Below are 575 nucleotides of genomic sequence, written 5' to 3' on the forward strand. Positions count from 1 at the left end.
GAAGTCGCAAGCGCCGGTTTCAATCTGGTCGACGTTCAATACATCGACCAGGTCAACGAGCTGCCGGATGGCATGAAGGCTATGGTCTGGCTCAACGAGGGCGAGGGCGTGACCCAGTCCTTTATCGACAAAGTCACCCCCTTCCTTGGCAATCCCAAGGTGTATGGGTTTTTTCTCGTCGACGAGCCGGATCCCACCGGCCAATACCACACCCAGGTAGACGCTGAGGATCTGAAAGCCGAATCCGACTGGATCCACGCTCGCATGCCAGACGCCAAGACCTTCATCACCGCGATGGACATGGGGTCTGCCGAAAACCCGGATTTTTCCAACACCTACAACTATGACAACACGCATATCGATCTGTTTGGAATAAGCGCCTATCCGGTGCGCACCGGAACAGACACGGTCGACTACGACATGATCGACAGAACCGTGGCTGCTGCGGTGGAGTCGGGCATCCCGGTCAGCCAGATCGTCCCGGTCCATCAGACCTTTGGCGGCGGCAATTGGACGACCAACACCGGCGGCAAATATGTCATGCCGACGACGGACCAGCTGCAGACGATGATGGA

At 57.2% G+C, this 575-nt stretch carries 1 pseudogene; it reads left to right on the forward strand.

Going from position 1 to position 575, the window contains the following annotated elements:
• Positions 1-575, forward strand: a pseudogene (locus EN807_RS35920) (calcium-binding protein); the annotation flags it as partial.

It is taken from the genome of Mesorhizobium sp. M5C.F.Ca.ET.164.01.1.1 (assembly GCF_004792125.1).
GTDB lineage: Bacteria > Pseudomonadota > Alphaproteobacteria > Rhizobiales > Rhizobiaceae > Mesorhizobium > Mesorhizobium wenxiniae.